This is a genomic window from Vibrio sp. 10N.247.311.47 (assembly GCF_041467535.1).
GTDB classification, from domain to species: domain Bacteria; phylum Pseudomonadota; class Gammaproteobacteria; order Enterobacterales; family Vibrionaceae; genus Vibrio; species Vibrio crassostreae_C.
In genome coordinates this window covers 107,973-128,926 of sequence record NZ_JBFSUR010000010.1, presented here as the reverse complement: position 1 = coordinate 128,926, position 20,954 = coordinate 107,973, and the positions used below count along the sequence as shown (strand labels likewise).

Sequence of the window (20,954 nt, the reverse complement as noted above, 5' to 3'; positions counted from 1 at the left end):
ATTAGTGCTCGCGCGTCGCTCGGAATTGAACTTCAGGGAAACGTTCAGAAGCTAGGTTCAAGTTCACCATAGTTGGTGCGATGTAAGACAGGTTGTCACCGCCATCTAGCGCTAGGTTAGATTGGTTCTTACGTTTGAACTCTTCCAGTTTCTTAGCGTCGTCACACTCAACCCAGCGAGCTGTTGCAACGTTAACACCTTCGTAGATAGCTTCTACGTTGTATTCCGCTTTCAAGCGCGCTACAACCACGTCGAACTGAAGTACACCAACCGCACCAACGATCAGATCGTTGTTCTGCATAGGACGGAATACTTGTACTGCGCCCTCTTCAGAAAGCTGAACTAAGCCTTTTAGAAGTTGCTTCTGCTTAAGTGGATCGCGTAGGCGAATACGACGGAATAGCTCAGGTGCGAAGTTAGGAATACCAGCGAACTTAAGGCTCTCACCTTGAGTAAAGGTATCGCCAATCTGGATTGTGCCATGGTTATGCAGACCAATAATGTCACCAGCGTATGCTTTTTCAGCACGCGCACGGTCGCCCGCCATGAAGGTTACCGCATCCGAAATACTTACGTTCTTACCAGTACGAACATGGTTCATCTTCATGCCTTGGTCGTAAGTACCTGATACGATACGCATGAATGCGATACGGTCACGGTGTTTTGGATCCATGTTTGCTTGGATCTTAAACACGAAACCAGAGAATTTCTCTTCTGTCGCTTCTACATCACGCTCATTCGCTTGGCGCGTTTGAGGTGCAGGAGCCCACTTCGTTAGACCATCAAGCATGTGGTCCACACCAAAGTTACCCAATGCAGTACCGAAGTAAACCGGCGTTAGCTCACCAGCAAGGAACAGTTCGTGATCAAACTCCGGACAAGCACCAATAACAAGCTCTAGTTCTTCACGTACGCTTTCCGCAAGATCAGCACCTACCGCTTCATCTAGCTCAGGGTTGTCCAAACCTTTAATGATGCGAACTTCTTGAATCTCATGACCGTGGCCAGATTCGTACAAGATCGTTTCGTCACGGTGAATATGGTAAACACCTTTAAACTCTTTACCACAACCGATTGGCCATGAGATTGGAGCACAGGCCATACCTAGCTCGCTTTCCACTTCATCAAGCACTTCCATCGGGTCACGAACATCACGGTCAAGTTTGTTCATAAACGTTACGATTGGAGTATCACGAAGACGTGTTACTTCCATCAGCTTACGAGTACGGTCTTCGACACCTTTAGCAGCATCGATAACCATCAAACAAGAATCAACCGCTGTTAGCGTACGGTACGTATCTTCCGAGAAATCTTCGTGTCCTGGAGTATCGAGTAGGTTTACTAGGCAATCATTGTATGGGAATTGCATTACCGACGTAGTTACCGAGATACCACGTTCTTTTTCCATCTCCATCCAGTCAGATTTAGCGTGCTGGTTAGAGCCACGGCCTTTTACGGTACCCGCTTTTTGAATCGCGTTTCCGAATAAAAGAACTTTTTCAGTAATCGTGGTTTTACCCGCATCCGGGTGAGAGATAATCGCAAACGTTCTACGTTTGCTCACTTCTTGTTGGAAAGACATAGTCGCCCTTTGCTGATCTAAAGCGTAAAAAGGGCAAGTAGATAATACTTGCCCTTGAATTCTGTGTGCGGATTATACAGAAAGCGTATCACTTTCTAAAGGGTCAGTTTACACCCTATTTTTTGGCTAATTTTGTGATTAGCTATCTAGTTAGCGAAAAGACGTAACATGACTAGCTAAAAGACATAAAAAGATAGCTCATAATGATGGCATCTTCGTTGCCTTGTTTAGTTGGATAGTAATTACGACGGCGATCAACTTCGTTGAAGCCTGCCTTTTCGTAAAGATTAAACGCGTTCACATTACTTTCGCGAACTTCCAGCCAAGCACTTTCCGCATCAGCTTGTTCACATATATCAAGGAAATGTTCAGTTAGTGCCTTACCATAACCTTTGCCTTGCTTGCTTGGGTCTACCGCAATATTAAGCAGCGTCACTTCACCAACAATATTTTGAGCGAAGAAATAGCCCACCACTTGTCCATCAACTTCAAGGACATGATGACAAGCGCCTCGGCTATCAAGATCTCGGATCATATTTTCAGACCAAGGGTGAGAATGCGCGGCCTGCTCTATCTTCCAAATGGCGTCTAGGTGTTGTTGTGAAGTCGGTAAAAATTGATTAGTCATAAGCACAAATTTGTTGCCATAAATCGCGGCGGTGTTGGTTGTTACCGTTAATGTCAGACAGTAATGGCGATTGAAGTGTTTTAGCCTTCAGCTCTTGAGCCGACTCACAACCAGCAAACCATATCCACTCAACCGAACCTAAATCCACAGTAGACAAGTGTTGCGGTTGAAGGTGTAAAGCCTGAGATAAGTCGAGCTTGATACTTTTGAGTACTCGCTCAAACATCACGGCGAGATCTTCCTGAGGTTTTTCAGGCGAAACCAACAGTAACTTGCAATCGCTCGAGAGCGGAGTCAATTCAGATTCATAACCTGCTAAACGCTCTGGGTGACTTAGTTCCCATTGGCTAATGCCCATCTCATGTAGGTATTGCGCGTGTGTTTGTGACATATCTAGCGGTAGTAACCTTAAGTTTATTGGAGCCAAAGTTTATTGAAACCAGAAGTTTGTTAGAACTAGTTTTGTGAAAGCTGCCTCTATTGAAAGAGCGCTTATTAGAGCAGGGCTGATACTAACAAAAAATAAAGGAGCATCAAGCTCCTTTATTTAGACTAAATCAGTTTGTATCTTGTTGCGTGATAAATCAGCTTATAAGTCGTTGAACTCAGGACTGTAAGCAATCTCACCAGAATGCCCTGCAAGCGCACCTTCAACTAACTCGATAGCTTGGAAAGCTCCTTCAGGTACATCCCAAGTGCAGCTCAAACCAAATTCACTCGCAGCCTTGAAACCAAAGCGACCGTAATAGGCAGGATCACCAAGCACGACACAGGCTGGGTAACCAAAATCAACCAAAGTAGAGAAAGCATCTTCAACCAGTGATTTAGCAATGCCTTGGTTGCGGAACTCTTCTTTCACAGCAAGTGGTGCAAGCCCCTGCCAGTTGTGATCGTCACCTTTAAGGGTAATTGGGCTAAACATCAGGTGACCAACCACCTCGCCTTCGTCAGAGCAAGCCACCAGCGATAGCGTTAAATGACTATTCTCACGCAAGCTCATAACCAAATTAGCTTCTGCATCCGTTTCAAAAACAGATTTCAATAGACGATCAATGACAAGTATATCTGCCGGTGCTTCAGTTCGAATAAGCATTCATTACCTCACTTTGTGTATCTGGGGATTGTACTCCCTTCTGCACAAAATCAGCTAATTGATTTAACAAAGTTTTCATAGGAGTCGGCAATAAGTCCAAATCTACGCTATCCATCAAGTTTTTAACTTCTAAACCGAGCTCGGTATCGCCTTCAATAGACAGTCTACGTTGGAAGAAAAGCGTATCTGGGTCTTCTTTACGCCCCGCAATCAACACAAGATCGTTAAGATTGCCGCTAAAGCTTACATCTTCAACCACCTCTTTATCAGCTACAACCAGTTGCTCATTTTTGTAGCTAATACACCAACTTAACCCCATGTCTTTTATTGAGACTTTCAGCCATTTGTCTTCTAAAAACTCAAAGTCACCGTCCTCTAAAGCTTCCTTGAATACATTCTTAAGCGCCTCCAATAAGGCTCTTTTTTGTACTGTTTTAGGCAATAACTGGACTGGAGATCGCAAAATTGATGCGGCATTTTGAACTAGTTGAGTGCGAATCTTGTTTATCACGTGACTTATCCGTAACTTTGTCAATAATATGGAATGCATCATAGATGATGTTGAGATCTCAGTTACTGTTATGTATCAAATTAACTTCTGTTTGATACTCGACCTTTAATATCCTGAAAATCACAGTTATAGTAACTCAGGTAATGAGAATTACAGCGGATCGCTGCACTCACAGGTAAATATCGATAGCCACACAAAAAGTAATAAATATTTATCGATAGTGAATATTCAAGCTCTTGGAGAATTGGTAGTACTTTGATGCCTCCCCAACAACTACAACATTGGTTTACCCAGCTAACTGCAAATAGTCCGTTCTTTTTTGCAGTACTTGATGCTCAACATAACTATTTTATGGTGAATGAGCGTTACTGCGATATTGCTGGTTTGAGTCAAACAGAGCTTGCAGGCATGAATGATCGCCAAACATTGGGCGAACAGTTCTACCAACATCTCAAGCCTTACTATGAGCGTGCATTCAGTGGCGAAACGATTGAGGCCGAAGTCACCCTCAACGAAACAGACCTCGATACCAGCCTTCATTTCAGCCTATCTCCGCTTACCAATGGCAACAAAACCGACTACATCGTCTTTCACGCCTTCGACACATCAGAAAACCAAGTACTTGTCCGTTCTTTAGAAGAATCCGAAGCCAAATTCCACAAACTATCTCAACTACTTCCAGATGGATTACTGCTCGTTGAAAGTGACTACATCTTGTCATCTAACCCAGCAGCAGCGCGCTTGCTTGGCTTTAACTCAACCACAGAGTTAATTGGTGAAGAGTTGGGACGCCTATTTATCGATGAACAAACCAAAACAGTCTTCAATAATAACCTCAGCTCTATTATTTCTGAGTCTGGTTTGGTTTGCTTAACGGGTGCACGATGCGGCTTTGAACGTAAGGTTCAGCTCAACATCGACTCCACCACTGTTCTTGGAAGCAACACTCAGTTGGTGCTTATCCAAGACGCACAAGAAACCGCAAAACAATACACACCAGCAAACAGTGAAGATGCCTACATAGATGCACTGACCAAACTCTACAATCGAGTTGGGTTTACTAAGCGTCTTGAGCAGTTCATTCACAACGATACGCCGGTGGTGATGCTCTACTTAGACATTGATAACTTTAAAAATATCAATGACTCACTTGGTCATCACATCGGTGACAAGGTGATTAAAGAGGTCGCTTCGCGTCTTAAACGCTTACTGCCTCGTAAGGCCGTGATTGGACATTTAGGCGGGGATGAGTTTGGTATTATCCTTCCAGAACCTGAACATCAGCGAACACCTGAAATGCTCGCTGAAAAGATCATTTCCCTGATCAATCAACCCTTCGATCTTCACCACTTTAGCAAGCGCTTAGCCTGCTCTATTGGTAGTGTGAGCTTTCCTCAAGATGGTACTGATGCTCGTATCTTGCTGCAAAATGCAGACACAGCAATGTATGAAGCGAAAGATCGTGGTCGTAATCGTCTGATCAAGTTCAACGAACAGATGAATAAAGAAGCGCGTATGCGACTGTGGCTTGAGATAGAGCTCCAAAAAGCACTGCAACAAAATGGACTTGAGGTTTGGTATCAACCGAAAGTGAATGCCCGTGATTTCACCATCAACGGCGCTGAAGCTCTGGTACGTTGGAAGCATCCTGTCGAAGGTTATATCAGTCCGGCCGCGTTCATTCCTGTGGCGGAACGAGCAGGGCTTATTGAACAACTTGGCCGAGTGGTAATGCGTGAAGTATTTGCTACGGTTAAGCGCTGGAAGATGCAAGGTATCCTTCCAGGTCGAGTGGCTATCAACCTTTCACCAGAACAGTTTGGTAACCCGAAACTGATTGATTACATGGAAAAGCTACTGCGTTCGACCGAGCTTGATCCAAGTGCGATTACGTTCGAGCTAACGGAAAGTGCGGTGATGAGTGATAGTGAACACACACTCCAAATGCTTAACGCCATCAAGAAACTTGGCTTTGCTCTCTCCATTGATGATTTTGGTACAGGTTACTCTTCACTGTCTTACCTTGCTCGCTTCCCAATTGATGAGCTTAAGATAGACCGTGCTTTCATCTCTGATATCGATACCCTACCAAAGCAAATCACCGTAATTGAAAACATCATCAACCTAGGTAAATCTCTCGATTTGACCGTGGTTGCTGAAGGTGTCGAAACCAGTGAGCAAGCAACTCTGCTATCGAACCTCAACTGTAGTTCGATTCAAGGCTTCCACTTCTACCGTCCGCAACCAAAACAAGATGTCGAAGAGTTGTTTGCCCAAAACCGCCGTCATAAGAACTAATCAAGTACCTCATATTTAAACCAAGCCAACATGTAAAACGGTCACTCGTCAGTACCTCAAACGGAGTAAAAGCAGATTTATCCATCTAAACCTGCCTTACATCAATTCCGTCATTCACAATTCTTCATAAAATGCTCGCTTCAACTTAATTCTACTGGTAGTGAGCAAATGGAACTCTTATGCCCAGCGGGTAACTTACCTGCTTTGAAAACCGCTATTGATTGTGGTGCGGATGCTGTCTATATCGGATTCAAAGACGATACCAATGCCCGACACTTTGCAGGCCTAAACTTTGCGGGTAAAAAGCTCGATCGTGCTGTGCAGTATGTGCATGACCACAACAAGAAAATTCATGTTGCCCTAAATACGTTTGCTCACCCAAATGGCTTCGACCGTTGGACTAATGCCGTAGACAACGCCGCTGCTCTGGGTGTTGATGCGCTGATCATCGCAGACATCGCGGTGCTTGAGTACGCAGCAAATAAGTATCCAGATCTCGAACTGCACCTATCAGTGCAAGCATCTGCGACCAATGCGGCGGCTATCGACTTCTACCATAAAAACTTCAACGTTAAGCGTGTCGTACTACCGCGTGTGTTGTCGATTCATCAGGTCAAACAGCTTTCTCGTAACATCACTTCTGACGTTGACCTTGAAGTATTCGCTTTTGGTAGCTTGTGCATCATGGCAGAAGGCCGTTGCTACCTCTCTTCATACATGACAGGCGAATCACCAAATACCGTTGGTGCTTGTTCTCCCGCAAAATACGTTCGCTGGCAAGAAACAGAAACTGGCCTCGAGTCTCGCTTGAACGAAATCCTTATCGATAAGTATGAAGCAGGTGAGAACGCAGGTTACCCAACGCTGTGTAAAGGCCGCTTTGAAGCCGAGACCGATGGTGAACGTAAGCGCTATCACGCACTTGAAGAGCCCACCAGCCTCAACACGCTATCCATGTTGCCTGAGCTTTTCGCGGCAAACGTTGCCTCAGTGAAGATTGAAGGTCGCCAACGCAGCCCGGCTTATGTTGAACAAGTCACTCGCACTTGGCGCGCAGCTATCGATCGCTACTTAGCGAACCCAGAACAATACCAAGTGGAACAAGCTTGGAATGCGACACTGGCGAATGTATCTGAAGGTACACAAACCACGCTTGGCGCTTATCACCGTAAATGGCAATAGAGCCAAATGGAGAACTCAATGAAATACGCATTAGGCCCTCTACTTTATTTTTGGCCAAAACAAGACGTTGAAAGCTTCTATGAGCAAGCGAAATCAAGCTCTGCCGATATCATCTACCTAGGTGAAGCGGTGTGTTCAAAGCGTCGTGAGATGAAAGCGAAACACTGGATGGACATTGCTAAAGAGCTGTCGGCTTCAGGTAAGCAAGTCGTACTTTCCACCATGGCATTGCTAGAAGCACCAAGCGAAGTCAACATCATGAAGAAGTACATCGATAACGGTGACTTTGCGATCGAAGCCAATGATGTGTCTGCTATTCAACTGGCCAGCGAAAGCAAAGTACCTTTCGTGGTTGGCCCGGCAGTAAACACCTACAACGCACGCACCCTGAACCTGTTCTTGAAACAAGGTATGACGCGTTGGTGTATGCCGGTTGAGCTTTCTCGCGAATGGCTAAGCAACGTAATGACCCAGTGCGAAGAGCTAAATATTCGTAACAAGTTCGAAGTTGAAGTGTTTAGCCACGGCTACCTACCGCTTGCTTACTCAGCACGCTGCTTTACCGCTCGCGCTGAAAACAAAGCTAAAGACGATTGCGAAACCTGCTGTATCAAGTACCCAACAGGGCTACAAGTAGAAAGCCAAGAAGGCCAATCAGTCTTCAACCTTAACGGTATTCAGACGCAATCAGGCTACTGCTACAACCTAGTCAACGATTTGCCAAATATGCACGACTTGGTTGATGTGGTTCGTTTAAGCCCACTCGGCATCGATACCTTCTCTGAAATCAATAACTTCAGAGCGAACGAGCAAGGTCAAAAACCGATGAAGATTGAAAGCCGCCAATGTAATGGTTACTGGCATCAGCTTGCAGGTTTAGACGTTAAGAACATCTAGTTCCTCGCATTGGACTAACCAGCAACAGATACAAAAAAGGTCTAGCGTTCGCTAGACCTTTTTAATGCGACTTAAGAAACACGGCCTATGCCGTCGCTGTTTCCATCGGTGAGGCATCGAGCTTCTTTAAGTCTTTGTAGAGCATTACCATCACCACCACACTTAACGCGATGTTAGACAGTGGGTACGCAATCCAGATCCCCGGCACACCGTACAACTTAGGCATGATATACAGGAACGGCAGTTGGATTAGCATATTGCCTATCGTTACAAACATCGCCTTGCTGCCCTTGTTTACCGCTTGGTAATAAGCACCCGCTACCACTAAGAAACCGTCCAGCGCCAATGCAAACATGTGTAGTCGAATACCCAACACCGTGTACTCAACCAACTGAGGTTCGTCTGAGTTAAATACTGATACAAACTCACGTGGGAACGCGTTCAGAAGCAGCACGAACGCCACACCAATCAATACCGAACTCATCATCGCAATCTTAAGTAGCTTGCGGATGTTTGCTTGGTTACGCGCACCATGGTTGTAGCTCACCAATGGTTGCATGCCGTTGGCGATACCTTCAGCCGTGAGATAATAAACCGTCACGATGTAGCCCAAAATCGCGTAAGCACCGATCATCAACTGGTCGCCATATTGAGAGAACAACGCATTGTGCAACGCCACCATCATCGAACCATAAGCGTACATAAAGAAGCTTGATGTACCAATGGCGAAGATTTGTGGAATCACATCCAGCTTCAATCTCAACTCATTCCAACGTAAACGTAGGTTTGCTCGACGCGAGAAGAAGTAAGCCAAGCCGAGAGCCGTTACTACAAACTGGGCAATCGCTGTTGCTAATGCTGCACCCATCAACTCCCAGCCATAGAGAGCGATAAACAGGTAATCGAGCACGATATTAATCACCGCACCAACGATCATCAGTATCGTCGCTAAGTTCGGACTGTCATCGTTACGCAGTAGAAACGGCATCGCGATCGAACCTAGCGTGAAGACACTAGCACCAATCAGAATATGTAAGTACTGCAGACCAAGTTCATACACTCGCCCTTCAGCGCCCTGCCAAAGCAAGAAGTTATCAGCAAACAAGAACAGCAATGCAGAGACAATAGGCGTTATCGCTAACAACAAGGTTAAGCCCGTTGCTAAGATCTGCTTAGCGCCTTGAGTATCTTTTTCACCTTGGCGAATCGAGACAAGCGCACCTGTGCCCACACCCACCAACATACCAATACCAAGAATCGAACCAATCACAGGCCACGCAACATTGATACCTGCAAGTCCATCAGCCCCCACATAGCGGCCAATGAAGATGCCATCCACCACTTGGTACAGGCCATTAACCAACATGGCCGCAACGGTAGGGATTGTGTATCGCCAAAATTGACGACTAATTGAGTTACTCATTTCTTACTCTACTTTCATTTGTGAGTCGCATATCAACAAGATATGACTCGAAAAATTAGTTAACAAGGCTAACTAAATATCTAAATTATTTACTTTAAAGCTTTATTTAATAATAGGTTTAACTGCTGAGATTCTTGCTCAGACAAACGGCTTTCCAGTATCTGTGCCATGACCTGATAGATCTTACTTTCTTCTTCCAAGCCGACTTCCGCTTTGCTGGTCAGTACGACCAACTTAGACCTCGCATCTTCGAGCGAAGCTTTACGCTCAACGAGACCTTTTCTCTCTAACCTTTGAACCATAGTAGTTGCTGAAGGCTTGGTTACTTGCATTTCAATCGCCAGATCTGTCAATCGGATCGGTTCAAGAGAGGCTTGAATGACCTTCAAATAGTCATATTCATTGAAGCTCAATTGGCAAATAGGATCTTCATTTACCTGAGTGCGCCATATCTTAGAGGCGAAGCGCTCAATCTTTTCTAAATTCTGGTTCAGCATATTCACCTAATCAAAGAATGGCATTTAGTTAGCAAGACTAACTATTTTAGTGTTGTTTAAATAAAAAGCAATCAAAACGAGATGAAGATCATAAAAAAGGAGCATAAAAAAACCGCTGACAGGCAGCGGCTTTTCGGAATCAAAATGTGTTGCTTACTTAGCGTTAGCTTCTTCTTCGGCCTCAGCTAACTTAACTTGTGCTAAGTGCTCAGCTTTAAGCGTGGTGAAGATACGGCTTAACTCTAAGAAAGAGTAACGGTGTTCTACGTATTCATACACGTTAAAAGAAACCGCTAACTTGTACAAAGAGATAGCATTCGCGTAATCACCATTCATATGGTAACGCTTAGCAAGGTAGAAGTACGTCTCTGTTAGACGCTGCGCAAGTAACGTGTTGTCACGAGTACCGGTTAAGATCGCCTTGAAAGCCTGCTCTTCAGTAATGTCATCAAGCATAATCGCGACTAATACCCAACCCCACTGCTCATCACGGCTCTCGTAACGTTTTTGCAAATCAAGCTTAGCCTGCTCTGGCGTCAGCTCATGCTGAATGATGTACAACCACAGAGCGCGAAACGGATCGCTAGGATCGTCGGCATAGTGCTTCATCATCTCTTCATTGGCTAAGTCGTAACGCTCGCCATAGTAAAGCGCGATAGAGCGGTTCCTTTCTGCGTAAGAGTTTTCAGGATCAAGCTCTAACGTAGAATCAAAAGATTCATAAGCCGCATCAAACTCCCCTACCTGCGTAAAGTAAACACCCAAAAGATTGAAGATATCAGGTTGAGCAGGGTTCAATGAAAGAGATTGGTTGAAGTCGAGACGCGCGAGATCACGCAGGCCAACACTGTCGTAGTAGTTACCACGTTCAAACAGCATCTTAGCTCGAACTTCATCGTTCAAATCTGGGCGCTGTAATAACTGACTAAGACGTGCAATTTGAACTTCTTGCTGAACGCTTGGTTGCAGTGGCACAGCCATCGGTGGATAAACCCAACTTGAGGTGTTATCTGATGTTGTCGCACAACCTGTTAGTACAAGCAGTAAACACATACTCGCGGTTTGAAACCATTTCACAAATAATTACTCCTGTTATGACCGCAATAAAAAAGGGGAGCGATATGCTCCCCTTTATAACATGCTTTGTTGACGATAGGTTAGAAATCACTAAAAAGCGATATCACCATCGACACACTGAGAATTACTCAGCAGCAGGTGCTTCGCCTTCAGCTGGCGTTTCAACTGCTTCTTTCATGCTTAGACGTACACGGCCTTGACGGTCAATTTCAAGAACCTTAACAGGAACTTCTTGACCTTCAGTTAGGTAGTCAGACACTTTCTCAACGCGCTTGTCAGCGATTTGAGAGATGTGTACTAGACCATCTTTACCTGGAAGGATAGTAACGAATGCACCGAAGTCAGCTAGACGAGCAACTTTACCTTGGTAAATGCGGCCAACTTCAACTTCAGCTGTGATCTCTTCGATACGACGGATAGCTTCTTTAGCAGCTGCGCCTTCAGTAGCAGCAATCTTGATTGTGCCATCGTCTTCGATTTCGATTGTAGTACCAGTTTCTTCACAAAGAGCACGGATAACTGCGCCGCCTTTACCGATAACATCTTTGATCTTATCAGAGCTGATTTTCATTGTGTGGATACGTGGAGCGAATTCAGAGATATCTTCACGAGCACCAGAGATAGCTTCATCCATTACAGAAAGGATGTGCTTACGTGCACCTTGCGCTTGGTTAAGTGCAATTTGCATGATCTCTTTAGTGATACCTTCGATCTTGATGTCCATTTGAAGTGCAGTGATACCAGCGTTAGTACCTGCTACTTTAAAGTCCATGTCACCTAGGTGATCTTCGTCGCCAAGGATGTCAGAAAGAACAACGAAATCGTCGCCTTCTTTAACAAGACCCATTGCGATACCCGCAACAGAAGCTTTGATTGGAACACCAGCATCCATAAGAGCTAGAGATGTACCACATACAGAAGCCATTGAAGAAGAACCGTTAGATTCTGTGATTTCCGATACAACACGAACTGTGTATGGGAATTCTTCAACAGAAGGCATTACTGCTTGGATACCACGTTTAGCAAGCTTACCGTGACCAATTTCACGACGCTTAGGAGAACCAACGAAACCAGTTTCACCTACACAGTATGGAGGGAAGTTGTAGTGTAGAAGGAAGTTGTCTTTCTTCTCACCCATCAGGCTGTCGATGATTTGAGCATCACGTTGTGTGCCAAGCGTTGCAGTAACAAGTGCTTGAGTTTCACCACGAGTGAATAGAGAAGAACCGTGTGTACGTGGAAGAACACCAGTACGTACGTCTAGCGCACGAACCATGTCTTTTTCACGGCCATCGATACGTGGGTTGCCAGCGATGATGCGGCTACGTACTACGTTTTTCTCTAGAGAACCAAGCATGCCGCGGATTTCGCGCTCATCTAGGTTTTCGTCTTGTGCAATTAGAGCTTCAACAACGTCGTTCTTGATTACGCCAACTTGCTCGTAACGAGCCATTTTCTCAGTGATCTGGTACGCGTCAGATAGACGAGTTTCAGCAAGTTCAGCAACTTGAGCTTTAAGCTCAGTGTTAACTGCTGGTGCTTCCCAGTTCCAAGATGGAGTTGCAACTTCAGCAGCAAACTCGTTGATTGCTTTGATTACAACTTGTTGTTGGTCGTGACCGTAAACAACAGCTGAAAGCATTTCTTCTTCAGATAGGTTATCTGCTTCAGATTCAACCATAAGTACTGCGCCTTCTGTACCAGACACAACTAGGTCTAGTTTAGAGTTTTCAAGCTCAGTATTTGATGGGTTAAGAACAAGTTCGCCGTCGATGTGACCAACACGTGCAGCACCGATAGGACCATTGAATGGAGCACCAGAGATAGCAAGCGCAGCAGATGTTGCGATCATAGTGATCATGTCTGGGTTTACGTCAGGGTTGATAGAAACAACCGTAGCGATAACTTGAACTTCGTTTTTAAACGCACTTGGGAAAAGTGGACGAATTGGACGGTCAATCAGACGAGCTGTTAGTGTTTCGCCTTCAGATGGACGACCTTCACGCTTGAAGAAACCACCAGGGATTTTACCCGCAGCGTATGTACGCTCTTGGTAGTTTACTGTTAGTGGGAAGAAGTCTTGACCTGCAACTGCTTCTTTCTTAGCAACAACAGAAACGAATACTGAAGTATCGTCCATAGTCGCCATTACAGCAGCAGTAGCTTGACGTGCAATTACGCCCGTTTCTAGAGTAACGGTGTGGTTACCGTACTGGAACGATTTTACAACTGGTTTTTCAAACATTGTATATCCTTAGCTCTAAAGTCAGACTTTAGATTAAGTGAATAATGACTCAAGACATTACCAATCGCGACTAGTGAAAAGGGACTTAGGATGGTGACTCTTTGTATGTGTTCATACGCCGAATTAAGACCAAATCCGCCTTTGAATAGTCGCGACCTATTGGCCGACATCTGTGACTGTAATCTCTTGAGAGGTTGATTGCCAAACGCTGAAAACGCTATAGGCGGGCGTAGTATAAACTATTTTTATTAGGAGATATATTTCCTATCAGAAAAAGCCAGATGATATTCTGAGCATCCAGCCTAGCATTTTCTTACAGGCACAAAAAAAGGAGCATAAATGCTCCTTTTCTTCAAACTGTCTTTGCAGACATCGCTATTAGCGACGTAGGCCTAGACGCTTGATTAGGTCTTGGTAACGAGCAAGGTTTTTGCCTTTCAAGTAATCAAGAAGCTTACGACGGCTAGAAACCATACGTAGTAGACCACGACGGCTGTGGTGATCGTGTTTGTGCGCTTTGAAGTGACCTTGTAGGTGGTTGATAGAAGCAGTAAGTAGTGCTACTTGTACTTCTGGTGAACCTGTGTCGCCTTCAGATTGTGCGTATTCTGCAACGATTGCTGCTTTAGTTTCTGCATTCAGAGACATAATTCTCTCCTGATAAGAGTAAGTTTATATTTGTAGCAGCCAATCTCTGATTCAGCCGCTACGCGAGCCGAGGATTATAGGGAAGTTTGTCAGTTGGTGCAATAACAATCGAACCCATTAAAAACGAAAAAAGCGAACCACCTGAATTAGGCGTTCGCTTTCTATCTTATTTGCTCGCTTTTCAAGGCAAACCGCTAAGATCTGACTCGATATAAGCGCTAAGCTTGTGGCTCTTCATCTCTGAAAACAACCAAACGCTTCGGTGCAACTCGGCCATCTTCAGCAATCTGAGCTACGCCGACAAACAGCTTCTCTTCGCCACTTGTCATACGAACCGTGCCTTCAGTTGGCGCACCAGCAACCTGAACTGGCATACCGTGCTGAACTAGGTCAGTCAGTTCCGCGTTCAGGTTTACTTCTGGTAAGTCTTCAACGGCAGTGTCCATTGGCATCAGCAGTGGATCAAGCAGCTCTTTCGGTGCAATTTCTTGCGCCTGTGCTTGCTCTAAGATCTCGTTTAACTGCTCCAAAGTCACCATACGCTCGTATGGGTACTTCGCGACACCTGTACGACGAAGCATGGTCACGTGAGCACCACAACCTAGCATCTCACCAAGATCGTCGGTAATTGTGCGGATGTATGTGCCTTTCGAACAATGCACTTCCATTTCAACTTCATCACCTTCAAAGCGAAGCAGTTCAATAGAGTACACAGTGATCTTACGAGACTCACGAGGAACCTCAATACCTGCACGTGCGTATTCGTACAAAGGCTTACCTTGATACTTCAATGCCGAAAACATTGATGGTATCTGATCGGTTTCACCCTTGAAGCTCGCAATGCAACGCTCAAGCTGTTCTTGAGTCACGTTAACATCACGTGTCTCTACCACTTCACCATCAGAGTCAGAGGTATTGGTACGCTCACCAAGCTTAGCGATAACAACGTAGCGCTTATCAGAATCTAGAAGAAACTGAGAGAACTTCGTCGCTTCACCAAGACAAATTGGCAGCATGCCAGTCGCAAGAGGATCCAGAGCACCGGTGTGCCCTGCCTTCTCTGCAAAGTAAATACGCTTTACTTTTTGCAGTGCATCATTAGACGAAATACCAGTCGGCTTATCTAATAGAATTACCCCGTTGATAGGGCGACCTTTACGACGGCGAGCCATTACTCTTCGCCCTTAGACTGAGTTTCGTCAGTGCGGCCAGCTTCTTCTTGCTTACGCTTGTCGTCGTTCAGAACTTCACTTACTAGGTTAGACATACGCATGCCTTCTACTAGTGTGTTGTCGTAAGTAAAACGAACTTCAGGCGTTAGACGGTGGCGAATACGCTTACCAAGAGCCATACGAACTGGCACTTCATGCTCTTTAAGAGCTTTAAGGCATGATTCCGGTGTTTGCTCACCAACACATAGGAAAGTCACGAACACTTTTGCGTAAGCAAGGTCACGAGACACTTCTACGTCTGAGATAGTTACCATACCAATACGTGAGTCACGAACTTCACGTTGTAGGATAAGCGCAAGCTCTTTTTGAAGCTGCTGAGACACACGTTGTGTGCGGCTAAATTCTTTTGACATTTTCTTTTCTCACTTAGAAAGATGGGGGGCTTGGTAATAACCAGCCCCCCATGGTGTATTCAACAACCGATTACTTATTACCTTTACTAGTAATGTTAGTAACCTTAGTCAATATGTCGAGTCGTACAGACTGATTAGTCTAGAGTACGTTTAACCTCAACGATTTCGAATACTTCGATCTGGTCACCAACGCGAACGTCGTTGTAGTTCTTAACGCCGACACCACACTCGTAACCGTTCTTAACTTCTTGAACGTCATCTTTAAAGCGACGAAGTGACTCTAGTTCACCTTCGTAGATAACAACGTTTTCACGAAGTACACGGATTGGGTTGCTACGCTTAATCGTACCTTCAGTCACGATACAACCAGCGATTGCACCAAGTTTAGGCGACTTAAATACGTCACGAACTTGTGCAAGACCAATGATCTCTTGACGGAATTCAGGAGCAAGCATACCGCCCATCGCCTGTTTAACTTCGTCAATCAGTTGGTAAATGATTGAGTAGTAACGTAGATCTAGGTTTTCGTTCTGAACCGTGTTACGCGCAGTTGCGTCAGCACGAACGTTGAAACCAAGGATGATAGCGTTAGAAGCTGCAGCAAGCGTTGCATCAGTTTCAGTAATACCACCAACACCAGAACCTACAATGTTCACTTTCACTTCGTCAGTTGACAGTTTCAGTAGAGAGTCAGCAATCGCTTCTACAGAACCTTGAACGTCAGCTTTAAGTACCACGTTAAGCTCAGCAACTTCGCCAGCCGTCATGTTCGCGAACATGTTCTCTAGTTTCGCTTTTTGTTGGCGAGCTAGTTTAACATCACGGAATTTACCTTGACGGTAGTTCGCAACTTCACGTGCTTTACGCTCATCACGTACAACAGTCGCTTCATCGCCTGACGAAGGAACACCAGAAAGACCTAGAATTTCTACAGGAATAGATGGACCTGCAGTTTCGATGTCTTTACCGTTTTCATCACGCATTGCACGAACACGGCCGTACTCTTGACCACAAAGAACGATATCGCCTTTGTTTAGAGTACCAGACTGTACTAGTACTGTTGCAACTGGACCACGACCTTTATCAAGACGAGATTCAACAACAACACCAGACGCCATGCCTTCTTTAACCGCTGTAAGTTCAAGAACTTCAGACTGAAGAAGGATAGCTTCTAGAAGACCATCGATGTTTGTACCCTGTTTTGCAGAGATGTGAACGAAGATGTTCTCACCGCCCCATTCTTCAGGGATAACGTCGTATTGAGCTAGCTCATTCTTAACGTTGTCTGGGTTTGCACCCTCTTTATCGATCTTGTTCACAGCAACAATCAGAGGAACGCCTGCCGCTTTCGCGTGCTGGATTGCTTCGATTGTTTGTGGCATTACGCCATCGTCTGCTGCAACTACAAGTACAACGATATCTGTCGCTTGAGCACCACGAGCACGCATAGCGGTAAACGCCGCGTGTCCAGGAGTATCAAGGAAAGTGATCATACCGTTGTCAGTATCTACGTGGTAAGCACCAATGTGCTGCGTGATACCGCCAGCTTCGCCAGAAGCAACGTGTGCTTTACGAATGTAATCAAGTGTTGAAGTTTTACCGTGGTCAACGTGACCCATGATAGTAACAACAGGAGCACGACCTTCAGCGATAGCATCGCTATCACGGTCAGCTAGTACTGCTTCTTCAAGTTCGTTTTCTTTACGTAGGATTACCTTGTGACCCATTTCTTCAGCAACAAGTTGTGCTGTTTCTTGGTCGATCACTTGGTTGATAGTCGCCATAGCGCCCATCTTCATCATTACTTTGATAACTTCAGTTGCTTTAACTGACATTTTGCTAGCCAGTTCAGAAACAACGATAGTTTCGCCGATAGCAACGTCAGATTTAGCAACAGTTGCTGACTTATCGAAGCCTTGCTGCATTGAAGTTGGTTTAGCAAGCTTACCTTTACCGCCACGACCACGCTGGTTACGACCACCACGGTTGTTTGCAGGTTGGTTAGCAGGAGCTGCTTTCTTCTTGCGACGACGAGGTGCTTTCTCATCTTTCTTATCTGCCGCATCTTCAGCTTCACGAGCGTAAGTAGAAGTAGTCACATGGTAATCCGCAGATTTCTCTTGCTCTTTCTTCTTCTTCTCTTCTTCAGACCAACGTTCTTGGTTCTCTTCTGCTAACTTACGAGCTTCTTCAACAAGCTTAGCTGCTTCAGCTTCTGCTTTACGAGTTGCTTCTAGCTCTTGACGAGCTTTAAGTTCATCCGCTTCTTTTTTCGCTTGTGCGTTAGCGTCTGCATTTTTTGAATTCATGTCTTTTTTAGCCTTTTCAGCTTGTGCGCGTTGAGCCTTCTCTTCAGCTTCACGTTTTGCATCCGCTTCACGTGTTACTTTTTCTTCGGCTTCGCGCTGTGCTTTCTCTGCAGCATCACGTTTCGCTTGCTCTTCAGCATCGCGTTGTGCTTTCTCTTCCGCTTCACGATTAGCTACTTCCTCAGCTTCACGTTTCGCTTCATCTTCAATAGTGCTGCGCTTCACGTAAGTACGCTTTTTACGTACCTCTACTTGAACATCCTTACTCTTACCGCCTCCAGCGGCAACACTTAGCGTGCTGCGGGTCTTGCGTTGAAGAGTTAAACGAGTCGGTTCTGTTTCGCCTGAAGTATCGCCGTGCTCCTTTTTAAGGTGCGTTAGCAATGTTTGCTTCTCTGAATCAGTCACTTGATCCGACCCTGCTTTCTTCATGCCTGCATCAGCAAGTTGTTCAATTAAGCGGTCAACTGGCGTACCAATCTCTTCACTCAGTGCTTTAACTGTTAATTGTGTCATACCGCTTTCTCTCCTTGCTGAATTATTCTTCGTCGCCGAACCAACAGATGTTACGCGCAGCCATAATTAGCTCGCCTGCACGCTCTGCAGTTAGGTCTTCGATGCCTTCTAGTTCATCAACGCCTTGGTCAGCTAGGTCTTCCAGTGTCGCAACGCCTTTTGCTGCTAGCTTGTAAGCCATTTCACGCTCAAGACCTTCAAGTGCAAGTAAGTCTTCAGCAGGCTCAACACCGTCGAAAGTTTCTTCTTTCGCTAGCGCTAGAGTAGTCAGTGCGTCTTTTGCGCGGTTACGTAGTTCTTCAACGATACCTTCGTCTAGACCGTCTACTTCAAGAAGCTCGTTCACAGGAACGTATGCTACTTCTTCAAGCGTAGAGAAGCCTTCTTCAACAAGCATTTGAGCAAAGTCTTCTTCAATGTCTAGGTGCTTCATGAAGTTTTCAATAGAGGCAACTGCTTCTTCTTGGTGCTTCTTCTCAAGATCAGCAACAGTCATTACGTTCAGTTCCCAACCAGTAAGTTGAGACGCTAGACGTACGTTTTGACCGCTACGGCCAATCGCTTGTGCTAGGTTATCCGCTTCAACAGCGATATCCATAGAGTGTGCGTCTTCATCAACGATGATTGAAGCAACATCAGCAGGAGCCATTGCGTTGATTACGAATTGAGCCGGGTTATCATCCCAAAGAACGATATCGATACGTTCACCACCAAGATCGTTAGAAACAGCTTGTACACGTGCGCCACGCATACCAACACACGCACCAACTGGGTCAATACGTTTGTCGTTTGTTTTCACAGCGATTTTAGCACGAGAACCAGCGTCACGTGCAGCACCTTTAAGTTCAATTAGCTCTTCACCAATCTCAGGCACTTCAACACGGAATAGTTCAGCTAGCATTTCTGGCTTCGAACGAGTAACGAAAAGCTGGAAACCACGAGCTTCTGGTTTAACTGCGTAAAGAAGACCACGAACACGGTCACCTGGACGGAAGTTTTCACGAGGAAGTTGGTCATCACGAAGGATTACCGCTTCAGCGTTGTTACCTAGGTCTAGAATAATAGTGTCACGGTTAACTTTCTTAACTGCGCCAGTTACTAGCTCGCCTTCGTTATCGATGAACTGCTCAACGATTTGAGCGCGTTCAGCTTCACGTACTTTCTGTACGATAACTTGCTTAGCCGTTTGAGTCGTAATACGGTCAAACGTTACTGATTCGATATCATCTTCAATGAAACCGCCAAGTTCGATCTCTGGGTCATCGTACTTTGCAGCTTCAATAGAGATTTCTTTTGTTGGGAATTCAACTTCCTCAACAGCTTCCCAACGACGGAAAGTTTCGAAATCACCCGTTTTACGGTCAATTTCAACACGAACTTCAATTTCTAGTTCGCTTTTCTTTTTTGTTGCCGTTGCAAGCGCGATTTCAAGCGCTTCAAAAATACGCTCACGAGGAACTGCTTTCTCATTTGAAACAGCTTCTACTACCGCCAAAATTTCTTTGTTCATTAATCTAGCCTCTTAAGCTCTTCTCTCTAGGAGAACTAAAATTTAGGGATCAGGTTAGCTTTCGCAATATTGCTCAGGACGAATTCTTCTTCTTGTCCTTCAACCAATACTTTCACTGTCTCGCCTTCGATAGATTGGATATCACCTTTCCATTTACGACGGTTGCCGACAGCCATTTTCAAAACGATGCTTACCTCGTGACCAATAAATTGTTGGTAATGCTCTGCTTTGAACAGTGGTCTCTCTAAACCTGGTGAAGACACTTCAAGGTTATAAGCCACTGAAATTGGATCTTCAACGTCCATTACGGCACTTACTTGGTGGCTAACTTCAGCGCAATCATCTACATTGATACCGTTTGGTGAATCGATGTAAATACGTAGCGTTGAGTGCTCACCAGCACGAATAAATTCTAATCCAACTAACTCATAACCTGATGCTGCTACTGGAGCGTCAAGCATTTCAGTAAGTTGTCTTTCTAAACCAGTCATTTAACCACTCCAGAAACAAAAAAAGGGCTCAAAGCCCAATTTAAATTCCAAGCAAACATTATCTAAATACATTTACAAATGCTTAGATAACAAAAAACCCCGTATAAGCCGGGGTTTTTGTTGCTGGACCCTTATATGTTAAGTGCCATCACATTCGATATCGCACCTAACTCACAGTGAGGTTCACACTGTGCAAACTTGCTACCAATACAAGCTATATAATAGCATTGAAATTGGTTGCGGGAGCCGGATTTGAACCGACGACCTTCGGGTTATGAGCCCGACGAGCTACCAAACTGCTCCATCCCGCGTCCGACTTGCGAGCATTATACGCCCAACAAGATGTTTTACAAGTTTGTAAACATGGTGCCGAGAGAGGGACTCGAACCCTCACACCCTAAGGCACTAGCACCTCATGCTAGCGTGTCTACCAATTTCACCATCTCGGCATCAAATCTTTAC

The 20,954-nt window shown here is 45.1% G+C and carries 18 protein-coding genes and 2 tRNA genes; 3 read left to right on the top strand and 17 right to left on the bottom strand.

Annotation, left to right across the window (positions count from 1 at the left end):
- Position 1: 1 nt before the first annotated feature.
- The 5 genes from prfC to AB6E51_RS09235 all read right to left on the bottom strand — a co-directional run bounded on the left by prfC (position 2) and on the right by AB6E51_RS09235 (position 3,814).
- Entirely contained in the window at positions 2 to 1,582 is a 1,581-nt protein-coding gene (gene prfC, locus AB6E51_RS09255) for a peptide chain release factor 3 (RefSeq protein WP_017063282.1), read from the bottom strand.
- A gap of 172 nt (positions 1,583 to 1,754) precedes the next feature.
- Positions 1,755 to 2,210 carry a ribosomal protein S18-alanine N-acetyltransferase gene (rimI, locus tag AB6E51_RS09250; RefSeq protein ID WP_017059243.1) on the bottom strand — a complete coding sequence of 152 codons (456 nt, stop codon included), beginning with the start codon at positions 2,208 to 2,210 and terminating at the stop codon, positions 1,755 to 1,757.
- Positions 2,203 to 2,601, bottom strand: a complete 399-nt coding sequence (locus tag AB6E51_RS09245) for a DNA polymerase III subunit psi (RefSeq protein ID WP_017063280.1) — start codon at positions 2,599 to 2,601, stop codon at positions 2,203 to 2,205. The genes rimI and AB6E51_RS09245 overlap by 8 nt, the downstream gene beginning before the upstream one ends.
- 198 nt (positions 2,602 to 2,799) lie before the next feature.
- Positions 2,800 to 3,303, bottom strand: coding sequence for a GNAT family N-acetyltransferase (locus AB6E51_RS09240; RefSeq protein ID WP_017059241.1), 504 nt, complete (start codon positions 3,301 to 3,303; stop codon positions 2,800 to 2,802).
- A complete protein-coding gene (locus AB6E51_RS09235; RefSeq protein ID WP_029235120.1) occupies positions 3,287 to 3,814 on the bottom strand; it encodes an SCP2 domain-containing protein in 528 nt (175 codons plus the stop codon). The genes AB6E51_RS09240 and AB6E51_RS09235 overlap by 17 nt, the downstream gene beginning before the upstream one ends.
- Before the next feature lie 258 nt (positions 3,815 to 4,072).
- Here AB6E51_RS09235 and AB6E51_RS09230 point away from each other — a divergent pair, with 258 nt between their 5' ends.
- The 3 genes from AB6E51_RS09230 to AB6E51_RS09215 all read left to right on the top strand — a co-directional run bounded on the left by AB6E51_RS09230 (position 4,073) and on the right by AB6E51_RS09215 (position 8,191).
- Positions 4,073 to 6,112: a bifunctional diguanylate cyclase/phosphodiesterase gene (locus AB6E51_RS09230; protein ID WP_017068226.1), complete on the top strand. Its 2,040-nt coding sequence runs from the start codon at positions 4,073 to 4,075 to the stop codon at positions 6,110 to 6,112.
- A 168-nt stretch (positions 6,113 to 6,280) separates the two neighbouring features.
- The gene (locus AB6E51_RS09220; RefSeq protein WP_408063610.1) at positions 6,281 to 7,294 is read left to right on the top strand and encodes a peptidase U32 family protein; all 1,014 of its coding nucleotides are present in this window, start codon (positions 6,281 to 6,283) and stop codon (positions 7,292 to 7,294) included.
- A gap of 18 nt (positions 7,295 to 7,312) precedes the next feature.
- Positions 7,313 to 8,191: a U32 family peptidase gene (locus AB6E51_RS09215; RefSeq protein WP_017059237.1), complete on the top strand. Its 879-nt coding sequence runs from the start codon at positions 7,313 to 7,315 to the stop codon at positions 8,189 to 8,191.
- 85 nt (positions 8,192 to 8,276) lie between these two features.
- Here the strand turns inward: AB6E51_RS09215 and AB6E51_RS09210 are convergent, their stop codons facing one another.
- The 12 genes from AB6E51_RS09210 to AB6E51_RS09155 form a co-directional block, all read right to left on the bottom strand.
- A complete protein-coding gene (locus AB6E51_RS09210) occupies positions 8,277 to 9,614 on the bottom strand; it encodes an MATE family efflux transporter (protein ID WP_050633591.1) in 1,338 nt (445 codons plus the stop codon).
- An 89-nt stretch (positions 9,615 to 9,703) separates the two neighbouring features.
- Positions 9,704 to 10,111: a MarR family winged helix-turn-helix transcriptional regulator gene (locus AB6E51_RS09205; RefSeq protein ID WP_229647644.1), complete on the bottom strand. Its 408-nt coding sequence runs from the start codon at positions 10,109 to 10,111 to the stop codon at positions 9,704 to 9,706.
- Positions 10,112 to 10,264: 153 nt separating this feature from the next.
- The gene (nlpI, locus tag AB6E51_RS09200; RefSeq protein WP_372057925.1) at positions 10,265 to 11,188 is read right to left on the bottom strand and encodes a lipoprotein NlpI; all 924 of its coding nucleotides are present in this window, start codon (positions 11,186 to 11,188) and stop codon (positions 10,265 to 10,267) included.
- Positions 11,189 to 11,312: 124 nt separating this feature from the next.
- A complete protein-coding gene (pnp, locus tag AB6E51_RS09195) occupies positions 11,313 to 13,433 on the bottom strand; it encodes a polyribonucleotide nucleotidyltransferase (RefSeq protein ID WP_017059234.1) in 2,121 nt (706 codons plus the stop codon).
- Between the two features lie 378 nt (positions 13,434 to 13,811).
- Positions 13,812 to 14,081, bottom strand: coding sequence for a 30S ribosomal protein S15 (gene rpsO, locus AB6E51_RS09190; RefSeq protein WP_010436144.1), 270 nt, complete (start codon positions 14,079 to 14,081; stop codon positions 13,812 to 13,814).
- Between the two features lie 218 nt (positions 14,082 to 14,299).
- Positions 14,300 to 15,253, bottom strand: coding sequence for a tRNA pseudouridine(55) synthase TruB (gene truB, locus AB6E51_RS09185; RefSeq protein WP_017059233.1), 954 nt, complete (start codon positions 15,251 to 15,253; stop codon positions 14,300 to 14,302).
- On the bottom strand, positions 15,253 to 15,666 hold the full coding sequence (rbfA, locus tag AB6E51_RS09180) for a 30S ribosome-binding factor RbfA (RefSeq protein ID WP_017065964.1): 414 nt from the start codon (positions 15,664 to 15,666) through the stop codon (positions 15,253 to 15,255). Before rbfA ends, truB begins: the two co-directional genes overlap by 1 nt.
- A 134-nt stretch (positions 15,667 to 15,800) precedes the next feature.
- On the bottom strand, positions 15,801 to 18,491 hold the full coding sequence (gene infB, locus AB6E51_RS09175; RefSeq protein WP_017059231.1) for a translation initiation factor IF-2: 2,691 nt from the start codon (positions 18,489 to 18,491) through the stop codon (positions 15,801 to 15,803).
- A 22-nt stretch (positions 18,492 to 18,513) separates the two neighbouring features.
- Positions 18,514 to 20,001: a transcription termination factor NusA gene (nusA, locus tag AB6E51_RS09170; protein ID WP_017059230.1), complete on the bottom strand. Its 1,488-nt coding sequence runs from the start codon at positions 19,999 to 20,001 to the stop codon at positions 18,514 to 18,516.
- A 35-nt stretch (positions 20,002 to 20,036) separates the two neighbouring features.
- The gene (gene rimP, locus AB6E51_RS09165; RefSeq protein ID WP_004738265.1) at positions 20,037 to 20,492 is read right to left on the bottom strand and encodes a ribosome maturation factor RimP; all 456 of its coding nucleotides are present in this window, start codon (positions 20,490 to 20,492) and stop codon (positions 20,037 to 20,039) included.
- 234 nt (positions 20,493 to 20,726) lie between these two features.
- A tRNA-Met gene (locus tag AB6E51_RS09160) sits at positions 20,727 to 20,803 on the bottom strand.
- A gap of 53 nt (positions 20,804 to 20,856) precedes the next feature.
- A tRNA-Leu gene (locus AB6E51_RS09155) sits at positions 20,857 to 20,941 on the bottom strand.
- Positions 20,942 to 20,954 lie beyond the last annotated feature (13 nt).